Origin of the sequence: Palleronia caenipelagi (assembly GCF_007004065.1) — a bacterium.
GTDB lineage: Bacteria > Pseudomonadota > Alphaproteobacteria > Rhodobacterales > Rhodobacteraceae > Palleronia > Palleronia caenipelagi.
Map to the genome: position 1 here is coordinate 21628 of NZ_VFSV01000020.1, position 23796 is coordinate 45423.

The 23796-nt window shown below is 62.7% G+C and carries 31 protein-coding genes; 29 read left to right on the forward strand and 2 right to left on the reverse strand.

All coding sequences use genetic code 11. From position 1 onward, the window contains the following. Positions 1-152: 152 nt before the first annotated feature. The 3 genes from FEV53_RS11930 (at position 153) to FEV53_RS11940 (ending at position 3077) form a co-directional block, all read left to right on the forward strand. The gene (locus FEV53_RS11930; RefSeq protein WP_142835029.1) at positions 153-971 is read left to right on the forward strand and encodes a DNA adenine methylase; all 819 of its coding nucleotides are present in this window, start codon (positions 153-155) and stop codon (positions 969-971) included. Between the two features lie 257 nt (positions 972-1228). Next, positions 1229-1855 carry a hypothetical protein gene (locus FEV53_RS11935; protein WP_142835030.1) on the forward strand — a complete coding sequence of 209 codons (627 nt, stop codon included), beginning with the start codon at positions 1229-1231 and terminating at the stop codon, positions 1853-1855. 280 nt (positions 1856-2135) lie between these two features. Further along, positions 2136-3077, forward strand: coding sequence for a hypothetical protein (locus tag FEV53_RS11940; RefSeq protein ID WP_142835031.1), 942 nt, complete (start codon positions 2136-2138; stop codon positions 3075-3077). A 909-nt stretch (positions 3078-3986) separates the two neighbouring features. On the opposite strand, the gene FEV53_RS11945 is transcribed toward FEV53_RS11940, so the two are convergent. Both FEV53_RS11945 and FEV53_RS11950 read right to left on the reverse strand, forming a co-directional pair. Continuing rightward, positions 3987-7331 (reverse strand): ankyrin repeat domain-containing protein, encoded by a 3345-nt coding sequence (locus tag FEV53_RS11945; RefSeq protein ID WP_142835032.1) that lies wholly within the window; start codon positions 7329-7331, stop codon positions 3987-3989. Between the two features lie 754 nt (positions 7332-8085). Beyond that, positions 8086-8787 carry a S24 family peptidase gene (locus FEV53_RS11950; protein WP_142835033.1) on the reverse strand — a complete coding sequence of 234 codons (702 nt, stop codon included), beginning with the start codon at positions 8785-8787 and terminating at the stop codon, positions 8086-8088. Between the two features lie 80 nt (positions 8788-8867). Here FEV53_RS11950 and FEV53_RS11955 point away from each other — a divergent pair, with 80 nt between their 5' ends. The 26 genes from FEV53_RS11955 to FEV53_RS12075 all read left to right on the forward strand — a co-directional run bounded on the left by FEV53_RS11955 (position 8868) and on the right by FEV53_RS12075 (position 23466). After that, on the forward strand, positions 8868-9116 hold the full coding sequence (locus FEV53_RS11955) for a hypothetical protein (protein WP_142835034.1): 249 nt from the start codon (positions 8868-8870) through the stop codon (positions 9114-9116). Then, positions 9109-9324, forward strand: coding sequence for a hypothetical protein (locus FEV53_RS11960; protein WP_142835035.1), 216 nt, complete (start codon positions 9109-9111; stop codon positions 9322-9324). Before FEV53_RS11955 ends, FEV53_RS11960 begins: the two co-directional genes overlap by 8 nt. Further along, positions 9324-9512 carry a hypothetical protein gene (locus tag FEV53_RS11965; RefSeq protein WP_142835036.1) on the forward strand — a complete coding sequence of 63 codons (189 nt, stop codon included), beginning with the start codon at positions 9324-9326 and terminating at the stop codon, positions 9510-9512. Before FEV53_RS11960 ends, FEV53_RS11965 begins: the two co-directional genes overlap by 1 nt. Next, positions 9509-9745, forward strand: a complete 237-nt coding sequence (locus tag FEV53_RS11970) for a hypothetical protein (protein WP_142835037.1) — start codon at positions 9509-9511, stop codon at positions 9743-9745. The genes FEV53_RS11965 and FEV53_RS11970 overlap by 4 nt, the downstream gene beginning before the upstream one ends. After that, positions 9745-9876 (forward strand): hypothetical protein, encoded by a 132-nt coding sequence (locus FEV53_RS21895; protein WP_281283485.1) that lies wholly within the window; start codon positions 9745-9747, stop codon positions 9874-9876. The genes FEV53_RS11970 and FEV53_RS21895 overlap by 1 nt, the downstream gene beginning before the upstream one ends. Continuing rightward, positions 9873-10157 carry a hypothetical protein gene (locus FEV53_RS11975; RefSeq protein ID WP_142835038.1) on the forward strand — a complete coding sequence of 95 codons (285 nt, stop codon included), beginning with the start codon at positions 9873-9875 and terminating at the stop codon, positions 10155-10157. The genes FEV53_RS21895 and FEV53_RS11975 overlap by 4 nt, the downstream gene beginning before the upstream one ends. Continuing rightward, positions 10147-11013, forward strand: a complete 867-nt coding sequence (locus FEV53_RS11980) for a ParB/RepB/Spo0J family partition protein (RefSeq protein ID WP_142835039.1) — start codon at positions 10147-10149, stop codon at positions 11011-11013. Before FEV53_RS11975 ends, FEV53_RS11980 begins: the two co-directional genes overlap by 11 nt. After that, positions 11006-13117, forward strand: coding sequence for a transposase domain-containing protein (locus FEV53_RS11985; RefSeq protein WP_142835040.1), 2112 nt, complete (start codon positions 11006-11008; stop codon positions 13115-13117). Before FEV53_RS11980 ends, FEV53_RS11985 begins: the two co-directional genes overlap by 8 nt. 63 nt (positions 13118-13180) lie before the next feature. After that, positions 13181-13918 carry an AAA family ATPase gene (locus tag FEV53_RS11990; protein ID WP_142835041.1) on the forward strand — a complete coding sequence of 246 codons (738 nt, stop codon included), beginning with the start codon at positions 13181-13183 and terminating at the stop codon, positions 13916-13918. Next, on the forward strand, positions 13915-14499 hold the full coding sequence (locus FEV53_RS11995) for a hypothetical protein (protein ID WP_142835042.1): 585 nt from the start codon (positions 13915-13917) through the stop codon (positions 14497-14499). The genes FEV53_RS11990 and FEV53_RS11995 overlap by 4 nt, the downstream gene beginning before the upstream one ends. Continuing rightward, positions 14496-14879: a hypothetical protein gene (locus FEV53_RS12000; RefSeq protein WP_142835043.1), complete on the forward strand. Its 384-nt coding sequence runs from the start codon at positions 14496-14498 to the stop codon at positions 14877-14879. The genes FEV53_RS11995 and FEV53_RS12000 overlap by 4 nt, the downstream gene beginning before the upstream one ends. Then, positions 14872-15072, forward strand: coding sequence for a hypothetical protein (locus FEV53_RS12005; RefSeq protein ID WP_142835044.1), 201 nt, complete (start codon positions 14872-14874; stop codon positions 15070-15072). Before FEV53_RS12000 ends, FEV53_RS12005 begins: the two co-directional genes overlap by 8 nt. Then, positions 15069-15674: a DUF3164 family protein gene (locus tag FEV53_RS12010; RefSeq protein ID WP_142835045.1), complete on the forward strand. Its 606-nt coding sequence runs from the start codon at positions 15069-15071 to the stop codon at positions 15672-15674. Before FEV53_RS12005 ends, FEV53_RS12010 begins: the two co-directional genes overlap by 4 nt. Positions 15675-15677: 3 nt before the next feature. Further along, the gene (locus tag FEV53_RS12015; protein WP_142835046.1) at positions 15678-15884 is read left to right on the forward strand and encodes a hypothetical protein; all 207 of its coding nucleotides are present in this window, start codon (positions 15678-15680) and stop codon (positions 15882-15884) included. A gap of 14 nt (positions 15885-15898) precedes the next feature. Next, positions 15899-16348 (forward strand): gp16 family protein, encoded by a 450-nt coding sequence (locus FEV53_RS12020; RefSeq protein WP_142835047.1) that lies wholly within the window; start codon positions 15899-15901, stop codon positions 16346-16348. Beyond that, a complete protein-coding gene (locus tag FEV53_RS12025) occupies positions 16345-16587 on the forward strand; it encodes a hypothetical protein (RefSeq protein WP_142835048.1) in 243 nt (80 codons plus the stop codon). The genes FEV53_RS12020 and FEV53_RS12025 overlap by 4 nt, the downstream gene beginning before the upstream one ends. Further along, positions 16584-16940 carry a hypothetical protein gene (locus FEV53_RS12030; protein WP_142835049.1) on the forward strand — a complete coding sequence of 119 codons (357 nt, stop codon included), beginning with the start codon at positions 16584-16586 and terminating at the stop codon, positions 16938-16940. The genes FEV53_RS12025 and FEV53_RS12030 overlap by 4 nt, the downstream gene beginning before the upstream one ends. A gap of 72 nt (positions 16941-17012) precedes the next feature. Continuing rightward, positions 17013-17552: an N-acetylmuramoyl-L-alanine amidase gene (locus FEV53_RS12035; RefSeq protein WP_142835050.1), complete on the forward strand. Its 540-nt coding sequence runs from the start codon at positions 17013-17015 to the stop codon at positions 17550-17552. Then, positions 17549-17863, forward strand: a complete 315-nt coding sequence (locus FEV53_RS12040; RefSeq protein WP_142835051.1) for a hypothetical protein — start codon at positions 17549-17551, stop codon at positions 17861-17863. The genes FEV53_RS12035 and FEV53_RS12040 overlap by 4 nt, the downstream gene beginning before the upstream one ends. Positions 17864-17901: 38 nt before the next feature. Further along, positions 17902-18249 (forward strand): DUF2730 family protein, encoded by a 348-nt coding sequence (locus tag FEV53_RS12045; RefSeq protein WP_142835052.1) that lies wholly within the window; start codon positions 17902-17904, stop codon positions 18247-18249. Beyond that, positions 18246-18551, forward strand: a complete 306-nt coding sequence (locus tag FEV53_RS12050; protein ID WP_142835053.1) for a hypothetical protein — start codon at positions 18246-18248, stop codon at positions 18549-18551. Before FEV53_RS12045 ends, FEV53_RS12050 begins: the two co-directional genes overlap by 4 nt. Positions 18552-18554: 3 nt before the next feature. Continuing rightward, positions 18555-19091 carry a phage protein Gp27 family protein gene (locus FEV53_RS12055; RefSeq protein ID WP_142835054.1) on the forward strand — a complete coding sequence of 179 codons (537 nt, stop codon included), beginning with the start codon at positions 18555-18557 and terminating at the stop codon, positions 19089-19091. A gap of 17 nt (positions 19092-19108) precedes the next feature. Then, complete coding sequence (locus tag FEV53_RS12060; protein ID WP_142835055.1) at positions 19109-19288, forward strand: hypothetical protein; 180 nt, start codon at positions 19109-19111, stop codon at positions 19286-19288. Beyond that, entirely contained in the window at positions 19288-20694 is a 1407-nt protein-coding gene (locus FEV53_RS12065) for a terminase large subunit domain-containing protein (RefSeq protein ID WP_142835056.1), read from the forward strand. Before FEV53_RS12060 ends, FEV53_RS12065 begins: the two co-directional genes overlap by 1 nt. Before the next feature lie 20 nt (positions 20695-20714). After that, positions 20715-22256: a DUF935 domain-containing protein gene (locus FEV53_RS12070; RefSeq protein WP_142835057.1), complete on the forward strand. Its 1542-nt coding sequence runs from the start codon at positions 20715-20717 to the stop codon at positions 22254-22256. Beyond that, positions 22249-23466: a phage head morphogenesis protein gene (locus tag FEV53_RS12075; RefSeq protein ID WP_142835058.1), complete on the forward strand. Its 1218-nt coding sequence runs from the start codon at positions 22249-22251 to the stop codon at positions 23464-23466. The genes FEV53_RS12070 and FEV53_RS12075 overlap by 8 nt, the downstream gene beginning before the upstream one ends. Positions 23467-23796 lie beyond the last annotated feature (330 nt).

A 23796-nucleotide genomic window follows, 5' to 3' on the forward strand; every position in this document is an offset into this window, starting at 1 on the left:
ATCCCGGCCGACCACCGGGAGGTCACAGAGCGCGTCAACGCTCTGCAACACGGGGCCAAAGTCGCCAAACCGAACCCCGCCGACCAGCAGAAGCCTTATGGCCGCTCCCACTCCTGATCAGGGATCGCCACAAAGGCATGATTCGCACTCCAATGGAAAGAGACCTTCTTCAACCCGTCCTCCCCACCGCTCCGGTCGCCCCCTGGCTCGGTGGCAAACGCAACCTCGCAGGCCGCATCACCCGCATCCTCGACGCGACACCCCACCGCATCTATGCGGAGCCCTTCGTTGGCATGGGCGGCATCTTCCTGCGCCGCAAAGCCCGCCCCCGGGCCGAGGTGATCAACGATCGCGGCCGCGATGTGAGCAATCTCTTCCGGATCCTGCAGCGCCACTATCCCCAGTTCCTCGAAGTGCTGCGCTTCCAGCTCACCACCCGCGCCGAGTTCGAGCGCCTCATCGCCACCGATCCCGACACCCTGACCGATCTCGAGCGCGCCGCCCGCTTCCTCTATCTCCAGCGCACCGCCTTTGGCGGAAAGATCTCCGGGCGCAACTTCGGCGTCTCCAAGGATCGCCCCGGCCGATTCAACCTCACCACCCTCGAGCCCATGCTCGAAGACCTCCACAGCCGCCTGGCCGGCGTCGTCATCGAATGCCTCGACTACAGCGACTTCCTGCGCCGCTATGACGGACCCGACACGCTCTTCTATCTCGATCCGCCCTATTGGGGCTCAGAGGGCGATTACGGCAAAACCCTCTTCTCCCGCGACGACTTCACCGCCCTCGCAGACCAGCTCACCGGCCTCAAAGGCCGCTTCCTCATGTCCATCAATGACGTGCCAGAGATTCGCGCGCTCTTCGGGGCGTTCCACCTCACCGAAGTCACTACGAGCTACACGGTCTCCGCAAAGGCCGATTCGCGAGGACAGCGCGCAGAGCTGCTGGTGGGGAATTGGCGAACAGGGTAGCTCCGATAAGCCCGGCAAGGCGCGTCAGCGAACAGCCCCGCTGACCGCCGCGCGCGCCTTTAAACAGGACTTTAAAGAGGTGTTGAACAAGGCCCGTGACCGTTGTCTTTAAACACCCAAGACAGCAAAACTGAAAATCCGCTGCTGACGAATCGCGTGAGTGCTGCGATCGCGCCGTAACGCTGAACGGCAGCAGTGAGCCCAAACCTACATTTAGTCGATAGCTCCAAGGTGAAATCCGAAGTATCAGCGATCACATGCAGAACATCAAAGTGTTGCACTTCAATCATGCCGAATTGGACGATATTCTCGAGGCCGGCGAGCGTTTGCTTTGGTCGGGTGTGCCGGGCTACGGGCGGAAGTTCCTTGAGGCCGTCGGTAATGAGAGGAAATTTCACATCGCTGCGCTTGCTGGTATTGTCGTCATGTGGAGCACACTATTTTTTATTGATACTGAAGCACAGTTTGATCGCACAGAAGCAATCTGGATTTACGGTGCGGCCACTCTCATGTTCCTTGGTGTGTCGGCATTCTTGGCCAGCGAACGTCATTATGTCCTCTATAACCTTGTATACCTTGTGACTGACCGCCGTGCTATAATTTTTCGTCGCGGGAGGAACTGGCGGCTGGGAGTGCGATTATATGTCGTTTCTTGTCCGCATTCAAAAACATACCCATACTCCCTGATTGAAAGTCGGCCGTATCCGTCATTACAAATCGGAACGTTGTTGTCTGTCGATCAAGTCCAGCCATTCGGTTCGGGGCTTTCCCATCCGGGGCACTCATTTCTACGGGACCGGATTACCTCAATAGTTACGTTCGACTACCTACCCGACGCGGAAGCTGTGTTAGAGATGATTCAGTCTAACGCACACAGCGAATAACTGGCGCCTTTTTGCCTCTTTTTTCGCTATTGATTGGCAACCAGCATAGTATTTCTCCCATTGAGGTAGTCATCTACGATATCGTCACAAATGGCAGCAAAGTCCGCGCTGCCGACCTTCGGACAAATCTGCAGCGAAGGTCGGGAACGAGCCCAAATTGACCGATGCTGCGCAAAGCTCGACTGTCAGCTTTGTGAAAAATGCACTATTGTCTGATCAGTAATACATGCTACCGTAAGCTAGGCGAGAACACTTCTCAAATGTTCTGGAAAGGCGTATTTTGAACGAGTATCCGTTTAATGTTGAGGAGCTTTCAGATGCCGCTCAAACCCTATTGGCTGAAAACGACTCCGCTCAAAGTTACAGGCTAGCCGTTCAGATACGCGATGACATCAAAGCAGGGCCAAACCCGAATTACCTCGTCGCACTAGCTTGGACGCTCACCGAAATCGTCGAAAGTGGAGTATTTATAGACGACCTTTGGATCGATATCCAAGAGGCTCAGGAGGCACTCACGGCTGCCGTAGTACTTAACCCAGAACTGATGCGCGTTGACTCTTTTGTTGCCCAACAAAAGCGAACAAGTTCTGTATATGATCGCGTCTGCAAATTTGAAAAAGCAGAGCAGGCAAGGCTTCGAAAGATCAAAAGTAAGAGCGACAGCGAATTTAATGCAAAACAGGCTGCGGATATAGCCTATAAATCGAGTGATCCTAGTGAAATAGCGCATTATTTCTTGCTCGCAGCACAAAAGACTGAACCTACCAACCGTGAGCAAGTCGAATGGTATCTGAACAGCAGGACCCACGCACTATTGGACCTAAGGAGGTGGGATGAGGCTGAACCGCAACTTAAGCGGATGGTAAAGGGCAATACATCTGTCGATTTTTGGATCGAGCAGGGCTTCGTCGGACTTCTCAGAATAGCGGCCGCAAAATCCGACGTCAGAAATTTCAAAAAAATATGGATGCAAGCTAGATCTGCTAGGTCAGCCATTCCGGGTCTAACTCCCGGCTACTACAAGGTTCTTCGCTTCGGGGTGGAAAACGACATTTTCGATTTTGTTGATCCGGTTTATAAAAAGCTTATTGAGAACAAGACATACAAGAAGTCGAGGGAAGATCAGGAGCTTCTTGTGCTTGCCGATAATTATATTAGGCAAAAATCTAGTCAAACCTCCGACGGCAATCTCCGTTCGTTATTTCGATTTTTCAAATCATAAGATTGGCAAGAGTCCGCCAGCGTTGAAGTTAAGCGGACCTTGGCGCAAGCGCAGCGAATTGGCGCTTAGTCCGCTGTACCAACCTTCAGGTGCTGAGCAAGGTGCCGACAGGATCGGGCAGGAGGTTCGACGGACCACAGCCAGTCAGTCGACTCATAGGCCAGACCGTCAACAGATGTGTTAGACAGAATCGGGCGTAGGCCGCGTGCAGGCTGGAAGGGTGATCATCACCAAAAATCGCTTGCTGAAAAATTGAGTGTCACAGACTGAAAAATTCGATGTAACTGTAAGGGAACAGTAAGTATTGCAGTAACCGGAAGACCCCGGACGATGCCGGAAGTAGTCGGACAAACGCAGCAAAATATAAACGGAAACAACGAACTAGAGCGACGGCTGAGGCTGCAGTGCTACCTTGGATCTGGCGAGCCGAAATTCTGCAGTAAGGCACGGAAACGGGATGTGACGCCGCTCATCACGACAAGCCCGCGCAGCTGGAACGTTGTGAAGCGAAGCGCGGAAATATCCTTTTAAACCGGAGTTAAATGGCACTGTGCGAGACGGTCTAGGGGCCCCGAGAGCCTACCATGGCAGGCCATGAACTGCGACGTTTGCGCCCAGTTCACGTATGCCGTCCCAGTTTGAGATTTTCCTCAATAAAGCCATATAGGTAGGTAGATCGAAGGGGTGTAAACGCGAATGTAGAACTTGGACGCTTTCAGACTGCCTCCGCTGTCGGTTCCGGCCCAAACCGGCCACTCATCTCCTGCTCAAACGCCGCGCTGCGGCACACGACTCCGGTCATCGGACACAAACCGTAGCAATCTAACCTGCCGAGTGTCCGCTAAATGAAGTGCGCAGGCAGACAGGTCAGAGTTTCGAGTTAGGGTCATGTCTAATGTTCAGCGTCGGTCAACAACCAGCGTGGCCTTTGGCCTCTTTGAGCAGGCTGGCCAATTCGTTGAACCCTTGTGAAAGTGCAACTTCCGCGGCGGTTGCGCCCAAACCACTATGCCTTCTCAGAGGATCAGCACCGGCGCGGAGCAAGACGGAAACGACATCAGTCTGACCATTGGCGGCTGCAACCAGCAATGGCCAGCTCGCATTTTTCGTGTTGGCTTTTTCTATATCCGCGCCGGCGGCGAGCAGTGCGTCCACCACGGCGGCATGGCCCTGCAGCGCGGCCAGAAGCAGCGGGAAGGTGCCCCTCTGCTCATTGGCTCTGTTCACCTCCACGCCGGCGGCGAGCAGCGCGTCCACCACGGCGGCATGGCCCTCCTGCGCGGCCTGAAGCAGCGGCAAGGTGCCGTTCTGCTCATTGGCTCTGTTTACCTCCGCGCCGGCGGCGAGCAGCGCGTCCACCACGGCGGCATGGCCCTGCTGTGCGGCCAGAATCAGCGGCAAGGTGCCGTTCTGCTCATTGGCTCTGTTCACCTCCGCGCCGGCGGCGAGCAGCGCGTCCACCACGGCGGCATGGCCCTCCTGCGCGGCCTGAAGCAGCGGGAACAGGCCGTTCTGCTCATCAATCTGGTTCACCTCCGCGCCGGCGGCGAGCAGCGCGTCCACCACGGCGGCATGGCCATTGTGCGCGGCCATAAGCAGCGGGAACGGGCCGTTCTGCTCATTGGCTCTGTTCACCTCCGCGCCGGCGGCGAGCAGCGCGTCCACCACGGCGGCATGGCCCTCCTGCGCGGCCATAAGCAGCGGGAAGGTGCCGTTCTGCTCATTGGCTCTGTTCACCTCCGCGCCGGCGGCCAGCAGCGCGTCCACCACGGCGGCATGGCCATTCTCCGCGGCCATAAGCAGCGGGAACGGGCTGTTCTGCTCAATGGCTCTGTTCACCTCCGCGCCGGTGGCGAGCAGCGCGTCCACCACGGCGGCATGGCCCTCCTGCGCGGCCATAAGCAGCGGGAAGGTGCCGTTTTGCTCATTGGCTCTGTTCACCTCCGCGCCGGCGGCGAGCAGCGCGTCCACCACGGCGGCATGGCCATTCTCCGCGGCCATAAGCAGCGGGAACGGGCCGTCCTGCTCATCAATCTGGTTCACCTTCGCGCCGGCGGCGAGCAGCGCGTCCACCACGCCGGCATGGCCCTCCTGCGCGGCCATAAGCAGCGGGAACAGGCCGTTCTGCTCATTGGCTCTGTTCACCTCCGCGCCGGCGGCGAGCAGCGCGTCCACCACGGCGGCATGGCCATTCTGCGCGGCCATAAGCAGCGGGAAGGTGCCGCTCTGCTCATTGGCTCTGTTCACCTCCGCGCCGGCGGCGAGCAGCGCGTCCACCACGGCGGCATGGCCATTCTGCGCGGCCAGAAGCAGCGGGAAGGTGCCGGATTTTTCATGACAATCGTCCGCGTTGATCCCCTGCGATAGCAGTAGCTGCACGCCGCTGACGTAACCGATTTCCGACGCAACAATCAGCCCTGACCCAGATGATGCGCCAAGAAGCGTGGACAGCGGCGCGGGCACCGTGCCGCAGAACAGCTTTGCTGCACCTGTATGACGGGGAAAATCATCGGCCAAGCGGCCAAGAAAGCCCAGATAGGACATGACATCGAGCGTTGCCGCGTCTGTTGTCAGTTGATCCGGACGGACCGTTCCAAGCTCGCTGGACAGCTCGGCGCAAACCTGAAACTCCGCAACGATGTCCGGGCTTCTGGCCTCAATCCTATCACCATCCGCCCCACCATACCCGCAAAGCCGGGCGGCAGCATCCCTCGTGTTGTCCGGGAAGTTTTGAAGTTCGTAAAATTCGAGCAAGGCGGTTTCGCCAGCGTGACGTTCCTTGAGGCTCCTAACGAGGTCTCTGGACACATCTACCCCACCGATCATGTTTGCCAGCAGTGCGAGATTCCTGGCCCCCTTTCCGGGGGCTTCTGCCATATGGCTCTGCTCGTCATTCAGCAATCGTCCGAGGATATCGTCGAGCGTCAACGCCCCATCAGACGGCTTGTAAGTTTCTGCAAAGATCATCGCGAACAACGGGCGGGTGCTTTTGCGGTCCTCGCCCCGATGCAGGAAAGAAAGAAGGGCCCTGCAACCAACTTCATCCAATCGGTCACGCCCGCGCGCGGTTCGCCATTCCTGTGCGATGCTGACCAGCGTAGTATCACACAAGGGGTCAAGCTGGAGTGGATTTTCTTTCTTGAATACCGTCACGTCGAGCGTGGCCGTATCTGCGGAACTCGCCCCGCTCGCGCGTAACCAGCTCGTTGCGGAAATTCCATGGTTCGTATCAAACTTGAATGGCGTCCGTTCCAGGATCAGCACTCGAACTGGATGATCAATACTGGGGTTGCCTTGCTTTATGCGACGCTGAAGACTGGCCATCATTTCAACGAATTGTTTCGCCTTATCCGGAGCTGCGACGTAATCAATGACAAAGAGGGTCGGCTCTTTGAACTCGACCGTGTTCCAGTTGAGCTGCGACAGGTCCCGGCGCTGAAGAAAGCCTGCGTGCCATTCTGGTGGTACCTGTTCCAGAAATTCTAGCGCCAAACGACTCTTACCCTGACCGCCATCGCCACTCACCTGCCACCAGGACAAGGGTTTATCTGTTTCAATAAAATCTCTTAGGCTCTGGGTTGCGCTTTCCCTACCGACAAAGGATGTACCCTGTGCTTCAAAGTTAAGTCGGTTCAGAGCAGCCGGCGAGGCCGCGACATCCTGAAACCGTCGGATCAACGGGACGACATTGGGACCACGCTGATTACGTTCTCTATTCAGCTCCTCAAGAAGTGTCTGCAGACTGCGTTTTACGTCCAGGGCATCAGCCTGATGCTGTCGAAAGGTCTGCAATACCTCAATTTGAAAGATATTGTTGCGCAGGCCTTGATACTCAGGCTGGTTCAGCAGCGCCTTCGTTGCGGCCTCAAACAAGCTCTTCAACTTGGCTTCGAGAGCATCTTCTCCCCGATCCAATGGCAAAGCGCCAACGATCTGCACTGCGATTGCGCGGTAAACATCGTCGTTTCGCTCTGCACTGGTCAGAGCGGCGCGAAGAGTGCCGTCGGATGGCGGTTTAAGCAGATAGGTCGCGTCACTGAGCAAAGCAGTCATACGTTCACGCTCGGCCTCGGAAAAGGCGAGGTGCGTTTCGAGCTGCGCAAGATCCAGTTTCAGCCTCTTGCTAGCATTTCTGCCAAGAATTATTGCGGTGCCCGCCCCGATGGCAACATCTTTGCCACCACCCAAAGCGTCTCCGAGCATCAGGGCGCACAGGCCAACACCCGCTTGCAGCAGACCAATTGCAGCCGACATTATGGACTCCGCACTACGCTTTCTGATACACGCTAGGAGAGATTATGCTTTTTTGTAAACACCAACCGTTATCTTCCTCGGCGCGCTCGTTCCAAAGATAAAAGCGGATTCCAAGGTCCTGCTCCGAGTACTCCTGTCCTTCAGAACATCGCTGATAACTTGCAATTGTCGGATGGGCTGTTCCAAAAAAGGGGCGCTGCGTCAGTTCTCCTAAAATCTTGCAGCATGGCAGCAAACGACTGGTTTCCGCCGCGCCTAGCCGCACCACTTTGCCGTCTTACCCGATTTGGCCAAGCGACGATCTCGAAGAACCTCGGCTATGTCGCGCCCATCGAAGGTATAGAGGATCCCCAAATCTCGACCATACCCACCATTTCCTCTCCCGATGATACACAACTTTCCCGGCATGGACGCTCTGACGATCGCAGTGGCCCGCGCGCCCAACTTGGCCTCCTCGCGACACTCAGGCCGCCACGTTTCTGGTGCGTCAAAGGGTTGATCTCCGACACCGGTCAACCTGACATTTCCCATGTCTCCCCTGACGGTATCACCGTCGACCACCATGGATGCGATGATCGCTATCATGATGATGCAATTCACTCCCTTGCCCGATGTCCCCACCAGAGCACTTTGCCCACGACCTGAAGGTCGGCGAGCTCGGGGCCGGTTCGGTATTCGGGCGGATGATCAGGATTGTCGCACGATATTTTATACGTGTCTTCCGGTAGGCGCTCGATACGCTGTCGCGGGAACTTCATGTCCATTTATGCCCTGACCATACAACCTGCCCTACAATGCCCTGTGAGATGGCGTTCATCCGCTCGCCCGTCGCGTATTCGAGAGGGTATTTTTGCTGATCTGGGTTGTCGGACTTAATCACGATCGCAGCTCCTGGGATTACTTCGAGCCGCTTCAGTCGTGTACCTTTATCCGGATCATTGAACCCATAGATCCGCCCATTGCGGATCTCGCGCCGAGCGCGGTCGATCATGATCAGGTCGCCCTCGTAAATGCTGGGCTCCATGCTGGCGCCCTTCACCCCGATCAGTACGCATCTCGCCGGGTTGATCCCGTTTTGAGAAAGCCACTTCCTTGAGAAGGCGAGACGGTCGATCACCGGCGCTTCATCGAGATTGATAAAGCCGTCCCCACCCTCAGCCTGAGCATCACTGCGAACGACGGTCGCAAAGTCTGGCTCGTCTCCCGCGAGATCGGGGGGCGGGGTGGTTTCGCGTGGCGGACCGATAGTGAAATCAAGACCGAGCGCGTCGATTATCTCCGCGACCGTGTCTATCCTTGGCCGACGCGCTAGACCCTTCTGAGCATCAAGTCTCAGCACATTCCTAATTGTGCCTTCTTTCAAGCCGAAACGCTGCTCAGCTGCACTAGGCTTTAGATCAAGCGCCACTAGGCGCGCTTCCAAAGCACTTCGGAAATCTTCTGCAATGCCCATCATGGTAAACTAACCAAAAACAAACCCGTTGACGAATGATATAAATACCATAATAATGTTTGGTAAATATATCGGGTATGTCAATGACTGAAGAAGATCTGGTGAAGCTGGCAACTGCCTATAGCGAGCACCGTGGATTAAAACTCACAACACTTGGACGGTATGTCGTTGATGACGGCAGCTTTTTTGTCGGTCTCAGGGCGCAAAAAACCTGCACTGTCCGCCGCGCTAACCACGTCATTTCTTGGTTCTCCAAGCGCTGGCCACCGGACTTGGAATGGCCCTGCGGTGTGCTCCGTCTTTCAGAGCAAAAGGATCAGTGTGATGAGTAATTTCCCAGCCCCCACACCGCACGAGCGCCCGCTGCTGGAGCAGCTGCGCGCTGTCTCCTCCAGCCTGACCGAGGCCGAGCGTCTGCGTCTGGCGCAGGAGTGGGTGATTGGCGCGCAGGAGCCTGCCAGCGCCATCGTGCTGCGGCGGATCAAAGAGAATGCCGCTTACGCCGCACATGATCTGGCTCAGCCGACGGGGCGCTACTGATGCGCCGTTTTGTTGCCTCGCGGGTGGTGCGGTTCAGCTCCGTCACCGCCCGTCACCTGCCCGGCCGGGAGGATCTCCCGAACGAGGAGCCCGGCCGGGCCTTTTCGATCCTCGTGGATGCGCTGGGGCTCCTGTGCCTCTGCGCGATCCTGCTGGGTTCACTGGCTCTTGAATGGGGGTTTCAATGACCTTTTACCAATCCGCCGATCCGCTCGATCTGTTTGATCAGCTCGACACCGCGTTGACGCGCATGATGGCCCTGCGGCTGCAACACGCGAGCGGTCTGGACGATGCCGGGATGCACCAGACCTTTGACGAGGCGACCGGCGCGGCGGTCAACGCCTGGGCGGAGATGGCCGCCCGCGATCTGACGCAGGACCTGCGCGATATGATGGCGGCGACCTACGGGGGGCGACCGTGATGGCGTGCACCCCGAACCGCACCGATGGTGACAGGACCGATGGGACCGTTGTCCACGCGCTGATCTTCGTCGCCGGCCTCCTGCTGGGCGCCCTGCTGACGGGGCTTATCGTGGTGGAGGCTCTCATATGATGCCCTCGACAGGATTTTTCGCGGACTTTCGCACATCCGGCACGCGCCAGCTTCTGCGCGACCCGGTGACGGGCCGCTACCTTCACATGTCGGGTCGTGGCACCACGCCCCGCCGGGTCTGGGCATGGTCCGGAACCGCCGATCAGGCCGCTGCCATGAAGCGGGTGGCCTTAAACGCCCGGGGTGAGCCGTGGCCTTATGTATTGATCCGCGAGCCGTTGAGCGGGGACACGGAACTGTCCGGCTGGCCTGCTGAGAGCGAGGTCACCGATGGCCGCTGAGCAGATCAAATCCGTCACCGCGCTCCCGGTGGAGGGCATCCATGTTGAGGACCGGCTGCGCGACACCAGCGAGGCCGGGGTCGAGGCGATCATGGCGTCGATCCGGGATCTGGGGGTGATGAAAGACCCGATCCATGTGCGCAAGGTGCGCCACCAGGAGAACCGGCTGGTGCTGATGGCCGGGGCGCACCGGCTGGAGGCAGCGAAGCGGCTGGGCTGGGACGAGGTCCCGGCGACGCTCTGGACCTGCAACGACGCTTTCGCCCGGCTGATGGAGATCGACGACAACCTCGCCTCGGCCGAGCTCACACCGCTCGATAACGCCGTGTTCCTCGCCGAGCGCAAGCGGCTCTATGAGGAGGAGTTCCCAGAGACGCGGGCCGGTGTGGCCGGAGCTTTGCACAAAAATTGTGCAACGGACATGATGTCCGTTGCAGCTTTCGCGACCACCACCGCCGAGAAATTCGGTCTCTCGGAGCGCCATGTGCGGCGGATGGTGTCGGCGGGCGCGCGGATCACGTCTGACGAAGCGCGGCATTTGCGGCAGGCGCCGCGCCCGGTGACGCTGGCCGATCTGCAGACCATCGGTGGCATCCCGGATGACGACAGGCGGGCCGAGGTGATCCGCCGGATGGCCGTCGGCGAGGCGAAGAACGCCAGCGATGCGCTGAACGCCATGAAGGCGGAAGCGCTGGGCGCGATGATCGAGACCCCGGATGACATCATGTTCCGCAAGCTGGCGGGCAACTGGCGTCGGGCGGGCATGCGGGCAAAGCGCCGGTTCGTGGCGCAGGAGCTGACGGAACTGGCCCGGCTGGTGGCAGAGGCGCAAGCCGGAGGGGGCAGCGATGACTGACCAGCCCGACCATCTCTGGTGGAGCGCGGCCGAGCTGGCCTGTGCCAACCTGCCGGGCCTTCCGGCCAGCAAGCGGCGGATTGCGGATTATATCCGGCGCACCGGCTGGGACGGAATGACCGGCAAGGTCCGCCGGAGAGCGGGTCGCGGCGGCGGCCGGGAGTATCACTGGACACTCCTGCCGCCCGAGGCGCGGGCGCGGCTTCTGGCGCAGACGGTCAAGACGACGGCCCCTGCCGCTGAGCCGGGCGACCGACCCGATCGGGAGAGCGTCTGGGCGATTTTCGAGGCGCTGGGCGACAAGGCGAAACTGACCGCCGCGCGGCGGCTGGAGATCCTGCAGACCGTGGAGAAGCTGGAGCTGGGCGGGCTGACCCGGGAGGAAGCCGTCAAGGCGCTCTCGGACGCAAACGCCATCTCCACGCGGACGATCTGGAACTGGTTTGCTTTGGTCAAGGAGGTGCGGCGCGATGACTGGCTGGCCTATCTGGCCCCGCAGCATGGGGCGGCGGCGCGCAAACCCACCACCGTCGACCCGGAGTTCGGCCAGCACCTGAAGAGCGACTACCTGCGCTCGGGGCAGCCCTCTTTCCGGTCCAGTTATGACCGGGCGAAAGACTGGGCCACGACAGCAGGTGTCGAGGTGCCGCCCTTGCACACGGCGCGGCGCTGGTATCAGGCGACCACCTCGAAGGCGGTCGAGACGCTGGCCCGGAAAGGGGCCGATGCGCTCAAGGCGCTCTATCCGCCCCAGATCCGGGACCGCTCGGATCTGCATGCCCTGCAAGCCATCAACGGCGATTACCACCGGTTCGATGTGTTCGTGCGGATGCAGACGCCCGAGGGGCTGACGGTCCTGCGCCCGCAGATGGTGGCGTTTCAGGATCTGGCTTCGGGCAAAATCCTCGCCTGGCGGCTGAGCTACAGTGCCAACAGCCAGACCGTGCAGCTCTGCCTCGGCGATCTGATCGAGGAGTGGGGCATTCCGGAGCAGGTGCTTCTCGACAATGGCCGGGAGTTCGCCGCGAAAGCCATCACCGGCGGGACGAAGACCCGGTTCCGCTTCAAGGTCAAAGAGGATGACGTGGACGGGATCCTGACGGCGCTGGGCTGTCAGGTGCATTGGGCCACGCCCTATAGCGGCCAGTCGAAACCCATCGAGCGCGCCTTTCGCGATCTGTGTGACCGGATCGCCCGACACCCGGCCTGCGAGGGCGCCTACACGGGCAACAAACCCGACGCCAAGCCCGAGAACTGGGGCGCGCGGGTCGTTGAGCAGGAGGCCTTCGAGGCGCTGGTGGCGCAGGAGATCGTCGCGCACAATGCCCGGCCCGATCGCCGGTCTCAGGTGGCATATAACCGCTCCTTTGATGACGTGTTCAACGAGAGTTATCAGACCGCCCCGATCCGCCGGGTGACAGAGGAGCAGCGCCGCATGCTGCTGCTGGCGGCGACCGGCGTGACGGTCAGCAAAACCCACGGGCGCATCCAGTTCATGGGCAATGCGTATTTCAGCGAGTTCCTGCACGCGCATCTCGGCGCGCGGGTGATTGCCCGCTTTGACGACCGGGCCTTGTGGAACGGGCTGCACATTTACGACCTGTCGGGCCGGTATCTCGGCCATGCGGAGTGTCAGGAGGCGGTCGGCTTCTTCGACGTCCACGGGGCAAAGACCATCCAGCGGGCCCGCAAGACCTTTGCCCGGGCGACCCGCGACATGCTCAAGGCCCAGCGCCAGCTCAGCGCCGCCGAACTGGCAGAGCGAGCGACCGCGTCGCTGCCCCCGCCGCCTGAGAAGCCAGAGCGGCAAGTCGTGCAGATGGTCCCGCCGGGCAACCGCATGGCGAAACCCAAACCGCGCACGGCCGAGGAGGAACGTCCCATCGAGGAGATCGTCACCTCCATCGGCGCGCGGCGCCCCGAGCGCCGGGTGGCCGACGAGCGGGAGCTCTTCGCCGAGGCCCGGATGCTCGAAGCGCGCCAGGCGCGCGGCGAGGCGCTGACAGAGGATCAGGCGCGGTGGCTGCGCGCCTACCAGACGCATCCGGACTACCGGGCGCAGAAGATGATCGCGGATCAATCGCGGTCGCGTGGAGAGAGATAGGTGGCGCGCGGGTGGCCGCCCGCGACGCCGGTGTCTGAGCAGACGAAGGAAAGGTAACAACAAATGGCAGATGGAACAACCATAGCCACATTGCGCAACGTGAGCCGGTTTCTGGCGCTCGTGGACCGGCTGCAAAACCGCCGCCCCGGCGCGCCGGGTCTCGGCGTGTTCTACGGGTTCCCGGGGCTCGGCAAGAGCATGGCGGCCTCCTACTGCGCCAACGCCACCAACGCGATCCACGTTCAGATGAAATCAGTCTGGGCCGCCAAGCGGCTGTGTGAAGCGATCATGGAGGAGCTGGGCCTGCAGATGGCGGCCCGGCTGACGGTGGCCGATATGGTCGACCGGATCGCCGAGGCGGTGCTGGCTGAGGATGTGACGATCCTCATCGATGAGGCCGACTTCCTCGTGAAGAACAAGCTGATCGAGGTCGTCCGCGACATCTACGAGAGCTCGGACACGCCGATGATCCTGATCGGCGAGGAGCTGATGCCCCAGAAACTGCGGCGCTGGGAGAAGGTCCACAGCCGGGTGCTGAGCTTCGTGGCCGCCGAATATGCCGATGATCAGGATTTTGAGCTCCTGAAGGAGCTGCGCTGCCCGGATGTGGAGATCGACCCGGAGCTGGAGGTCAAATGCAAAGCCGCCAGCAACGGCTCGGCCCGGCGCATCGTCGTCAATCTCGACGCGATCCACGAGCTGAGCCGGGTGATCGGCACCGGGCGGGTCACGCTCGCGGACTGGGTGGGGCGCGACTTCTACAAGGGCGACACGCCTCTGGCCCGGGGGGCGCAGCGATGAGCGCTGAGGCTATCAGGGGATCCGGGGGCCACAAGACGGCGCTGGCAGGCGAATTGCGTGAGCGCGCCCTGCGCTATGTGGAAGAGCGGCCGGAATTTACCAGCTTCGATCTGGTGGCAGAGCTGGCGGTCAGCGCCGAATGGGCGCGCAAGGTCATCCGGGAGTGGTCCTCGGCCGGGGTGATCGAGACCGTGCGGCAGGATGGCCAGACGGCAGTCTGGCGGCTGCGGGAGCAGGCGCTGGAAAGCTCCAGCCTCTATGCCCGGGAGCGCGCGCGGCCAGAATATGTCATGTGGCAGGAGATGCGCCGGGCCCGCCGGTTCCGGCCCGATGAGCTGCAGCTCGTGGTCAACACCGAGCGGCTGCCGATCGATCTCAAGCAGGTCCGCAAATACTGCTCGGATCTCGCCGAGGCCGGATATCTGGACGTCGCGGTCAAGGGGCGCGCGGGCGGACGCCTGCCGACCTATGTCCTGCGGGGGCGGCGTGGTCCGTTTCCGCCCCGCGTGATCCGCGCGCCCGTCCTCTTCGATCCCAATGAGGAGACGTTTCAGGTGATGGAGCGGAGGGTGCAGCGATGACCCCGGTCGACCATCTGGCCAAGGCCCGCGCCGCCTGGGGCGAGGACATGCCCGACTGGATCGAGGCGCTGGCCCGGGCCTGCGCCGAGACAAGCCAGAATGCGGTGGCCCGCAAACTGGGCTATTCCGCCGCGACCGTCTCCTGCGCCTTGTCCGGGACCTATCGCGGCAATCTTGCCACCCTTGAGGCGGCGTGGCGCGGCGTGTTCGAGCGCGCCGTCGTCGCCTGTCCGATCCTTGGCGAGATCGGCACACCGACCTGCCGCGACTGGCGGCGCAAGAGCAAACGCCTGCGCGCCTCCAACAATCTCAATGCGCGCATGTTCCGGGCCTGCCGGGCGTGCAGCCATAACCAAAAGGGAGGGGCCACGCATGAGTGACCTTCTGGACGAGGAGACGACCGGTCTGACCGCGCGCGCCATGCGCCGGGTCATCGATCAGGGCGACCGCGGCGCCACGCAGATCACCCTGCATGAGGCGCGCGCCATGGTCCGCACGATCACCGCGATGCTGATTTACACAAAGCGGCTGGAGAACCAGCTCGCTGCACAGGGCGAAGGAGAGATGTCATGATCCCCGAAGGATATATGGAAGACGCCCAGGGCAACCTGGTCCCCGAGGCGAAGGTCAAGCCTGAGCACAAGCTCGAGGATGAGCTGGTCCACCGGCTGGCCGGTTCGGCCCGGGCGCTGCATAACACTTTGGCGGAGTTCAAAGGCGCTGCTCTGGGCGAGGCGGATGCGTTCCGTGCGCTGATCGCCGAAAAATACGGTGCCAATAAAGGCGGCGCTAAGGGCAACATGACCCTGCGCAGCTTTGACGGCAAGCTGGAGATGCAAGTCTCCGTTTCGGACAATCTCAGCTTCGGAGCGGAACTGCAGGCGGCAAAGGAACTGATCGACACGTGCGTTGAGCGCTGGTCTGAAGGCGCCAATGACAACATCCGCGCGCTGATCAACCACGCCTTTCAGGTCAACAAGGAAGGCCGGATCGATACCGGTCGGGTTCTGGGTCTTCGGCGTCTCGATATCACGGACACCGACTGGCAGCGCGCCATGGATGCGATCTCCGATGCCGTCCGGGTGACGAGCTCGAAGACCTATCTGCGGTTTTACGAGATCAACCCGTCCAATGGCGCCCGGCAGCCCATCGCCCTCGATCTGGCCGCCGTGTGAGCCATGCACTCCGAAGCGTTCCGCCAGCGGCTCCGGGCGCTCCTGATCCGGGAGACCGAGCGACAGCTGGCGACGCATCTGGAGACAGATGAGCTGATGGCGGAGGTCAAAGCCTCGGATCTCGGCGAGACCACGATCAACAGGATCATCCGCGAAGAACACGGCCGCATGAGAGCCGCAATGGCTCGCCTGAACGGCCAACCCGAATAGAAAGGACACCCGCCATGACCGCCCGCAGTCTCCAGCGCCAGATCCATGTGGCGTGCCGGGAGCTTGGCCTCGACAGTGACGCCCGGCATGACCTCCAGCTTGTGGCCTGCGGCAAGGCGTCCATGCGCGACATGGACGAGGCCGATCTGCAGGCGGTGGTGCGGCACCTCAAGGCGCGCGGCTGGGATGGCGGCAGCGCGCCCCGCAACAAGGGCCGGTACAAACCCGCGCCCCGGGCCGATCTGCGGCTGGTCCACAAGCTCTGGACCCTGCTCGGACAGGCGGGCGCGCTGCGCGATCCGAGCCGGGCGGGGCTCAATGCGTTTATCCGCAGCCGCTACGAGGGCGTCTGGCAGTCGGTGCCGATCGATGTGGATGCGCTGCGCGATGCCGGCCAGATCTCGCAGGTGATCAACGCGCTGAAGGACTGGTGCGCGCGCGCAGGTGTGGAGTTGACGCGATGAGCAGGATGCAGGTGCATATCTCGGATCACGCCCTTGTCCGTCATATGGAGCTGGTGATGGGGCTCGATGTGGAAGCGGTGCGCCGCGAGATCCGGCGCAAGGTCACCGTCGAGCACCCCTTGCCCGGCGCGACCGGCGTGATCATCGACCGCTTCACCTACAAGATCGGCTATGACGCCGATCAGCCCACCATCACGACGGTGATCGACCGCCGCACAATGCGCAGGCACCAGCCATGACCACCGCAGACCAGCTCATCGACTGCCTCGGCGAGATTGCCGCCACCCGGCTTCTCTCCCTGCGCGGCGGCACGCGGATCGAGATCCCGCAGCGCCCGACGGGATCCAGCCTGTCGGAGATCATCGGCGCGGACGGGGTCGGGCGGCTGATAGAGGGGTTTGGTCCGGGTCGTCTGCAGCTGCCCACCGGCCATTGCCGGGGCAGCGGCGGGCGGCGGCGGCAGGCCAAGCGGATGCTGCGCGAAGGCCGGTCGATCCGGGACGTGGCCCTCGCTCTTGACTTGCACATGAGAACGGTCGAGCGTTTCGCCAGCGAGATCCGCGACGACCGTCAGATCGACATGGAGTTCTGATCCCCCCGACATCTGTCGGCGGAGATCGCCCCCCTCCCGCATGGCAAGACAGCTCCAGACCGGAGCGAGCCCATGCGACCCATCACCGAGATCATTATCCACGCCTCTGCCACCCGGCCCGACTGGTGGGCGGGGCAGACCACTGACGCCAAGGCGCGCGAGATCCGGCGCTGGCATATGGAAGAACGGCGCTGGTCGGATATCGGCTATCACGTCCTGATCGACCGGGACGGCACCGTGGCCCCGGGCCGCCCGATCGAGCGCACCGGCGCCCATGTGCGCGGCCATAACACCGGCACGGTCGGGATCTGCCTTCTGGGCGGGCATGGCGCGGCCTCCACGGACCGCTTCACCGATCACTTCACCGCCGCGCAGGATGCGAGCCTGCGCAAGCTGATCGCCGACCTTGAGCGCCGCTTCCCGATCCGCAAGGTCACCGGCCACAATGACTACGCCGCCAAGGGCTGCCCCGGTTTCAAGGTGGCGGTCTGGCGGGCGTCCAAACCGCTTTCCCCTCCCGCACCCGACGCGCCGGCCTTTGACCGGCTGGCTGCAGCCCTCACCGACGCCATCCGCCTTCTGCAAGAGATCCTGAAGGAGATCCGCACATGACCCCTCCGAACCTTGTCACCTCATCGCGCCTGACGCTGGGACCGAATGGCAGCCTGCCGGACCTTCCGGCCTGGCGGGCCACGTCCTTCTGGGTCCAGCTTCTGTCGGTGGCGATCATGGTCGCCTCGGCCTTCGGCATCGATCTGCTGGCCGTCTTCGGTCAGCTGGGGCTCGGCGACACGCCCGACGAGATCCTCGCGACCGGGGAACAGGCGGTCTCGGCGGTCCAGATCCTCGCCTCGCTCGGCCTCAGTGTCTGGGCCTATCTCGAACGTCAGGCGCCGCATTTCCGACTGCGCTTCGGGCGCTGATCCGGACGGCAAGTCCCTGTTTGCATGAGAGGCGCGTTGTGACCTTCGACCCCGACATGATGATCAAGATCCTCAGCCTCGGCCTGTCGGCCGGGGCGATTGTCTATTCCTACATCGCCAACCGGCGCAAGGACATGGACGCGCTCTTCAAGGAGGGCTCGAAGCGCATGGCCCGCCATGACGAGCGCATCTCCGTGGTCGAGCAGCGGCTCGATCACATGCCGGGCAAGGACGACACCCATGCGCTGCAGCTGGAGCTGGCGCGCATGTCGGGATCGCTGGGCGAACTGGTCGTCATGGTCAAAGCCCAGGGCGAGCGCATGGTCCGGCTCGAGAACGGCTTCAACCGCCACGAAGATCACCTGCGCGAAGGAGGCAAGCGATGAGTGACTATCTGGACCGCAAGGTCAAACCGCTGCGGCGGGCGATCATCCTGCAGTTTCTCGACACCACCCGCGACAACCAGTCGAATGCCGATATCCTGACCAGCGTGATCAACGGCACGCCGGACGGGATCACCGTCTATTATACCGACGTGGTCGAGGACCTGCGCTGGCTGGAAGCCCGGGGCTATGTGAAGATCACCGGCGAGGAGGTCGTCGTGGTCGAGGCCACGATCTCCGGCCTGCGCGTGGCCCATGGCGATCAGTTCGACACCGGCATCGCCCGCCGCATCCCCGGGGTGTGAGCCATGCCGCCGCCCCGCAAGGTCGATCTGTTGCCCAAAGAGCTGCGCGTCTGGCTGCAGGACGAGCTGCGGGCGCGCGGCTTCGGCGGCTATGAGGCGCTCGCGGAGGCGCTGAACGTTCGGCTGGAAGAAGAAGGGCTGACGCTCCGGATCGGCAAGTCGGCGATCCATGCCTACGGGCAGGAGTTCAAGGATTACGCCGAGGCGCAGGAGAAGGCGCAGGACGAGATGCGCGCCTTTCTCGAAGAGGTCAGCGTGGCCGATGAGGTGGACGTGACCTCGGCGCTGTTCCAGCAGCTGACCACCATCGCCTGGCGCCTGCAGATGACCATGGCCAAGCCCGATCAGCTGCCCGATCCGCGCGGCATGAAGGACCTGACCACGGCGCTCAATAACCTGATCCGGTCAAGCGAGCTGCGCGCGGGCATCCTGAAGGCCGAACGCACCGCGCAATCCGAGAAGCTGGAAGAGGCCGTGGCCGCCGGTGAGATCGACAAGCTCGCCGCCGACAAGGCCCGCGCGATCATGGGGTTCGGATGATGCGGACGGCAGCACGTATGAAAGATCTCGCACTTGTGCTGGTGGCCGATCACCACTGGCGCCGTGGACCCGTCTGGAAGGCGGCGCTTGCCTACCTCTTCGGACGCCGTGAGCGGCGGGTGTCGATCGACTGGGAGCTCACCTTCGCCTGGTGGCGCGGCCAGCCCTATCTGATCCGGATGCGGGAGCCGCGCTGATGTCGGCGCCCTTCGCCCCCGTCATCAACTTCCTGCCCTATCAGCAGGCGTGGATCTCCGATCAGAGCCGGTTCAAGATCGGGATGTTCTCGCGTCAGACCGGCAAGACCTTCTCCACGGGCGGCGAATGCGCCGATGATTGCTTCACCGCCTGGGCCGAGGATCGCCGGGCGCGCTGGGTGATCCTGAGCCGGGGCGAGCGGCAGGCGGCGGAGATGATGACCGAGGTGATCAAGCCGTTCACCCGGGCTTATTACGAGGTCTATAACACCCTGGTTAAAGGGGGTGAGCCGCGTTTTGAGGAGACCGAGTTCCGCGCCCCGCAGGAGAAGGGACCGGACGCGGTCTACAAGGCGCTGGAGGTCGCGTTCCCGAATGGCAGCCGGATCACCGCGCTGCCCGCCAATCCCGACACGGCGCGCGGCTTCTCGGCCAATGTGATCCTCGACGAGTTCGCCTTCCACGCCAAATCCCGCGAGATCTGGGCCGCGCTCTTTCCGGTCATCTCCAAGGGCCAGCAAAAGCTGCGGGTGATCTCGACCCCGAACGGCAAGGGCAACAAGTTCTACGAGCTGATGACCTCGGAGGACAGCGTCTGGTCGCGCCATGTGGTCGATATCTACGAGGCCGTCGCACAAGGGCTCGATCGCGATATCGACATGCTGCGCGCGGGCATGGCTGACGAGGATGCCTGGGCGCAGGAATACGAGCTCAGATGGCTCGACGCGGCCTCCGCCTGGCTTGACTATGATCTGATCTCCTCCTGCGAGCGCGCGGCTCTGGGGGATCCGGCCCGCTATCTGGGTGGCCCCTGCTATGTCGGGGTCGATATCGCCACCCGCAACGACCTCTTTGTCATCGTGGTGCTGGAGGAGATCCACGGGGTGCTCTTCACCCGCGAGATCATCGCCCGCAAGCGCATCACCTTCGCCGAGCAGGACCAGCTCCTCGACGATGTGTTCCGCCGCTACCGGGTGATCCGCTGCGGGATGGATCAGACCGGCATGGGCGAGAAGCCCGTCGAGGATGCCAAACGCCGCCATGGCAGCGAACGGGTGCAGGGTGTGCTCTTCACGAGCGCGTCAAAGCTGGAGCTCGCCACCGGGCTGAAGGAAGCCATGCAGGACCGCCGGGTGCGGATCCCGGCGGGCGATGTGGCTCTGCGGGCCGATCTGCATGCGATCCGCTCGGTCACCGGCGCGACGGGGATCCGGCGGCTGGTGGCCGATACGGACACAGATGGCCATGCGGACCGGTTCTGGGCCTGCGCGCTGGCGGTGGGCTGCGCGGAAACCGGGGCCCAGCCTTACGCCTACACCCCCGTCCGGCCCGGTCCGGATCTGGCGGAGTTTGACCGCGACGTCGCCCTGACCGGGGGCTTCGGCCTCCGCGACGGCATCTGGTAACCTTCAGAAAGGAGCGCCCCATGGCCGTGCTCGATCCCTATGGCCGCCCTGTAAAGCTCGCCAGGCTCACCGAAGAGCAGGCCGCGCCGTCGCTCACGGGCATCCGCTCGGCCTTTGCCGAGGCCGTCGCGCTGGGCCTGACCCCGGTCAAACTCGCCGGCATCCTGCAGGCCTGTGATCAGGGCGATCTCGGGGCCTTCGTGCAGCTCGCCGAAGAGATGGAGGAGCGCGATCCGCATTACTTCTCGGTGCTGGGCACCCGCAAGCGCGCGGTCTCTGGCGTGGCGCCCCGCGTGGTGCCCGCCGGGGAGAGCGCAAAGGAGAAGGCCATCGCCGAGGCCGTCACCGAGCAGATCGCGGAGGCTGAGGGGTTTTCCGAGCTGATCGAGGATCTGCTCGATTGTCTGGGCAAGGGGTTTGCGCTGGTCGAGATCGACTGGCACCGGGATCGCAGCCGCTGGTGGCCTGCCGGGTTTGTCCGGGTCGATCCGCGCTTTGTCACCTATGACCGGGAGACCGGGCGCGAGATGCGGCTTATCGATGAGGAGGACATGGTTGGCGGCGTTCCGCTCACGCCGTTCAAGTTCATCCGCATGGACGCCCAGCTCAAATCAGGTCTGGCCTTCCGGGGCGGGCTCGCGCGGGTCGTGGCCTTCTCATGGATGTGCAAAGCCTACACGCTGAAGGACTGGATGGCCTTCGTGGAGACCTACGGGCTGCCCCTGCGTCTCGGCCGCTATGGTCCCAGCGCGACGCCTGAAGATCGCAAGGTGCTGTTGCGCGCGGTCGCCAATATCGGCTCGGACGCCGCCGCGATCCTGCCCGATGACATGCGCATCGAGTTCACCGAGAGCAAAGGCACGACCGGCGACAAGGTGTTCGAGAACCTCGGGCGCTATGTGGACGAGCAGATCTCCAAGGCGGTGCTCGGCCAGACCATGACCAGCGATGACGGCTCGTCCATGGCGCAGGCCGAGGTGCACAATGAGGTGCGCCACGATATCGCCCAGGCCGATGCAAGGGCGGTGACCGCGGCGCTGAACCGCGATCTGGTCCGGCCCTTCGTGGATCTGAACTTCGGGGTGCAGGCGACCTATCCGAAGCTCCTGATCGAGATCGCCGAGGCCGAAGACACCGACATGGTGTTGCAGAACGTGGCCCGGCTGGCCGCGCTGGGCGTCCGCTTCCGTCAATCCGAGGTGCGAGCCAAGCTCGGCTTCTCCGATCCTGACGCTGATGACGAGGTGTTCGGTGGCCCAGTGGCCAAGGCCCGGCCTCAGACGACCGAGCCTGCGACGAAGGACGCCCTGAACCAGCCCGGGACCGCGCCCTGGTGGGAGGAGCTCGACGCGATCGAACGACAGGAGGCGGAGGACTGGCAGGGAGTGATGGATCCGCTGACCGATCCCATCGACGCGGTGATCCTTGGCAGCACGTCCTTTGAGGAGGCGATTGCCCGGCTCGGCGAGGTGCTGCCGCAGATGCGGAGTGCGCCCCTGATCGACCGGCTGGTGAGGGCCATGGTCCAGGCCCGCGGCCTCGGGGATGTCCGCGATGGCTGACCATCCGGATCGCCCGGATCGCCCGGACTACAGCTTCACCCCCGGCCCGCCGCCGGAGGTGGCGCGGTTCTTTCGCGGCAAGGGCCTGCACCCGTCCTTCAGCTGGCAGGATGTGGAGCCCGAAGAGCATGCCGTGGCCTTCACCGTGGCGAAGATGGCCGAGCTGGACCTGCTCAAAGCGGCAAAGGCCGAGGTCCAGCGCGCCATTGACGAGGGGCTGACCTTCGAGACCTTCCAGAAGAGCTGGCGCGGCAATGACCGGCTGAAGGAGTGGTGGGGTAAGGCGCGCCAGACCGATCCGGTGACCGGCGAGAGTAAAGTGGTGACCCTCGGCAGCCCACGCCGCCTGCGCACGATCTACCGCACCAACCTGCGCGCGGCCCGCGCCGCCGGGCAATGGGAGCGGATCGAGCGCACGAAAGAGGCGCTGCCCTATCTTCAGTATCGCCTTGGCCCCTCGGAGGAGCACCGCCCCGCCCATGCGGCGCGGGCCGGGCTTGTTCTGCCGGTCGATGATCCGTTCTGGTCAGCGTGGATGCCGCCCAATGGCTGGGGCTGCAAATGCTGGGTGCGCCAGATCACGCGCGCGCGGGCCGAAGCGCTGGGCGTCAGCGATCCGCCGCAGATCCCGACGAGCGAGGTGGTCAACACCCGCACCGGCGAGGTCCGGGATGTGCCGGCCGGGATCGATCCGGGCTTTGACCGCAATCCCGGCCAGATGCGTCTGGCGCATATGCAGCAGCTGCTCGATGGCAAACTCGCTGACGCCGATGAAGCCACCGCCCGCGCCGCGCTGCGCGATATGGCGTCGAGCTGGATGGTCGAGCGGGTGCTGAAGGGCCAGTCCGGCGCGAAGGTCTCGATCGGCCTCCTGCCACCTGAGATCGGCGACGTGGTCGGCACCACGGCGCGGTTCGCGAAGATCACCGATGAGTATGGGCTGAAGATCGGCACGAAGGACACGCCCGCCACGCCGGAGCTTATGCGTCGGATATCGGACGGGCTGGCGGAGGGGCCGCTTTACCATGAGGCGCGCGAAGGCCGCGCGCCAGCGCTGGTACAGCCGGTGACAGATGAGACAGGGGCGCTGTTCGAGGTTGTGTGGAAGATCCTGCCGGGTGAGGTCTGGTTATCGACGGCGCACAAGACGACCCGGCGGCGCTGGCAGCGCCGTGTGAAAGACAATGGCCGGAAGCTGATCCGTGAATGACGCGCCTGGAGGGGCGGAGGCTTACCCTCCCAGGACTTTAAATGCCTGGCGGTCCGTCTGGTTCAGGCGCGTCACTGATATTATGCGCCTTTCGGGAGCGATTTTCAATGAGACGGTCGGAGGCTTATTCGGGAGTGACGCGTCCGGAGGGACGGAAATTCCCCTCCCAGGACTTTAAATGCCTGGCGCTCCGACTGGTTCGAACGCGTCGCGGATATTATGCGCCTTTCGGGAGCGATTTTCAACGGATTTGCCCCCGATCTGGCCCGGCCCCACCCGCAGGCGACGGATCGCCCCGGTGGTGTCCCTCAGACTTCGCCGTTAAACACC

Excerpts from the sequence above, each read along its gene's own strand:
- FEV53_RS12010 (WP_142835045.1), top strand. The coding sequence starts at position 15,069 with ATGATCCCCGAAGGATATATGGAAGACGCCCAGGGCAACCTGGTCCCC.
- FEV53_RS11975 (WP_142835038.1), top strand. The coding sequence starts at position 9,873 with ATGATGCCCTCGACAGGATTTTTCGCGGACTTTCGCACATCCGGCACG.
- FEV53_RS11965 (WP_142835036.1), top strand. The coding sequence starts at position 9,324 with ATGCGCCGTTTTGTTGCCTCGCGGGTGGTGCGGTTCAGCTCCGTCACC.
- FEV53_RS11960 (WP_142835035.1), top strand. The coding sequence starts at position 9,109 with ATGAGTAATTTCCCAGCCCCCACACCGCACGAGCGCCCGCTGCTGGAG.
- FEV53_RS12040 (WP_142835051.1), top strand. The coding sequence starts at position 17,549 with ATGACCCCTCCGAACCTTGTCACCTCATCGCGCCTGACGCTGGGACCG.
- FEV53_RS12075 (WP_142835058.1), top strand. The coding sequence starts at position 22,249 with ATGGCTGACCATCCGGATCGCCCGGATCGCCCGGACTACAGCTTCACC.
- FEV53_RS12020 (WP_142835047.1), top strand. The coding sequence starts at position 15,899 with ATGACCGCCCGCAGTCTCCAGCGCCAGATCCATGTGGCGTGCCGGGAG.
- FEV53_RS11930 (WP_142835029.1), top strand. The coding sequence starts at position 153 with ATGGAAAGAGACCTTCTTCAACCCGTCCTCCCCACCGCTCCGGTCGCC.
- FEV53_RS11990 (WP_142835041.1), top strand. The coding sequence starts at position 13,181 with ATGGCAGATGGAACAACCATAGCCACATTGCGCAACGTGAGCCGGTTT.
- FEV53_RS12065 (WP_142835056.1), top strand. The coding sequence starts at position 19,288 with ATGTCGGCGCCCTTCGCCCCCGTCATCAACTTCCTGCCCTATCAGCAG.
- FEV53_RS11950 (WP_142835033.1), bottom strand. The coding sequence starts at position 8,787 with ATGATGGGCATTGCAGAAGATTTCCGAAGTGCTTTGGAAGCGCGCCTA.
- FEV53_RS11945 (WP_142835032.1), bottom strand. The coding sequence starts at position 7,331 with ATGTCGGCTGCAATTGGTCTGCTGCAAGCGGGTGTTGGCCTGTGCGCC.
- FEV53_RS12060 (WP_142835055.1), top strand. The coding sequence starts at position 19,109 with ATGAAAGATCTCGCACTTGTGCTGGTGGCCGATCACCACTGGCGCCGT.
- FEV53_RS11935 (WP_142835030.1), top strand. The coding sequence starts at position 1,229 with ATGCAGAACATCAAAGTGTTGCACTTCAATCATGCCGAATTGGACGAT.
- FEV53_RS12035 (WP_142835050.1), top strand. The coding sequence starts at position 17,013 with ATGCGACCCATCACCGAGATCATTATCCACGCCTCTGCCACCCGGCCC.
- FEV53_RS12005 (WP_142835044.1), top strand. The coding sequence starts at position 14,872 with ATGAGTGACCTTCTGGACGAGGAGACGACCGGTCTGACCGCGCGCGCC.
- FEV53_RS11995 (WP_142835042.1), top strand. The coding sequence starts at position 13,915 with ATGAGCGCTGAGGCTATCAGGGGATCCGGGGGCCACAAGACGGCGCTG.
- FEV53_RS12025 (WP_142835048.1), top strand. The coding sequence starts at position 16,345 with ATGAGCAGGATGCAGGTGCATATCTCGGATCACGCCCTTGTCCGTCAT.
- FEV53_RS11980 (WP_142835039.1), top strand. The coding sequence starts at position 10,147 with ATGGCCGCTGAGCAGATCAAATCCGTCACCGCGCTCCCGGTGGAGGGC.
- FEV53_RS12070 (WP_142835057.1), top strand. The coding sequence starts at position 20,715 with ATGGCCGTGCTCGATCCCTATGGCCGCCCTGTAAAGCTCGCCAGGCTC.
- FEV53_RS21895 (WP_281283485.1), top strand. The coding sequence starts at position 9,745 with ATGGCGTGCACCCCGAACCGCACCGATGGTGACAGGACCGATGGGACC.
- FEV53_RS12000 (WP_142835043.1), top strand. The coding sequence starts at position 14,496 with ATGACCCCGGTCGACCATCTGGCCAAGGCCCGCGCCGCCTGGGGCGAG.
- FEV53_RS11955 (WP_142835034.1), top strand. The coding sequence starts at position 8,868 with ATGACTGAAGAAGATCTGGTGAAGCTGGCAACTGCCTATAGCGAGCAC.
- FEV53_RS12030 (WP_142835049.1), top strand. The coding sequence starts at position 16,584 with ATGACCACCGCAGACCAGCTCATCGACTGCCTCGGCGAGATTGCCGCC.
- FEV53_RS11970 (WP_142835037.1), top strand. The coding sequence starts at position 9,509 with ATGACCTTTTACCAATCCGCCGATCCGCTCGATCTGTTTGATCAGCTC.
- FEV53_RS12015 (WP_142835046.1), top strand. The coding sequence starts at position 15,678 with ATGCACTCCGAAGCGTTCCGCCAGCGGCTCCGGGCGCTCCTGATCCGG.
- FEV53_RS12050 (WP_142835053.1), top strand. The coding sequence starts at position 18,246 with ATGAGTGACTATCTGGACCGCAAGGTCAAACCGCTGCGGCGGGCGATC.
- FEV53_RS11985 (WP_142835040.1), top strand. The coding sequence starts at position 11,006 with ATGACTGACCAGCCCGACCATCTCTGGTGGAGCGCGGCCGAGCTGGCC.
- FEV53_RS12055 (WP_142835054.1), top strand. The coding sequence starts at position 18,555 with ATGCCGCCGCCCCGCAAGGTCGATCTGTTGCCCAAAGAGCTGCGCGTC.